1 protein-coding gene is annotated in these 611 nt (G+C 42.4%); it reads left to right on the top strand.

Going from position 1 to position 611, the window contains the following annotated elements:
* Positions 1 to 344: site-specific integrase (locus tag I6E38_RS15595; RefSeq protein WP_235394734.1), on the top strand; the 344-nt coding region annotated here is incomplete at its 5' end.
* Positions 345 to 611 lie beyond the last annotated feature (267 nt).

The following is a 611-nucleotide window of genomic DNA, read 5'->3' as shown; positions in this document are numbered from 1 at the left end:
GAATGCAGAAGACAAAAGACATCGTGCATAACCCAATCAGTGAGGAAGCCTTGGAACTGATAGGCTATTCACCTGATAAACGAGGTAAGGTGTTCCCTGATTTCAAAGACTCCATGACACAGGCACCATTGAAGAACTGGCTGAAAGATGCAGGGATTACCAAGCATATCTCCTATCATTGTTCACGCCACAGCTTTGCCTGTCTCCAGTTGGACGCAGGAACAAGTATTGCCGTAGTGCAGCGTTATCTCGGTCACAAGAATGTGGCAACGACAGAGGTGTATGCCAAGATTTCCGATGCTCAGAAACGTGCTTCGGTTGGCTGTATCACCTTGAAGAAGTAACCATTTGACAATAACACACAGAAAAGGACTGTTGGAATGATAGTGTTCCAGCAGTCCTTTTCTCATTTTGTTGGTTCTATTTGCTGTCGTGGATAGAACCAATTCGACAAATACATCCTAATATCTATAGATATTGAAGAGGAACTGCAAATATCCCTTTTCTTCATCCTTACCTTTGTAGTCAGCAATTAGCGGCAACTGGCACTAACGAGCAGTTTAAAGTATGATTCAGAGTATGATATCATATTAGAACGCTAATAAAGCGTA

This window comes from Leyella stercorea, assembly GCF_021531355.1.
GTDB lineage: Bacteria > Bacteroidota > Bacteroidia > Bacteroidales > Bacteroidaceae > Prevotella.
This window is presented reverse-complemented; position numbering and strand designations above follow the sequence as displayed.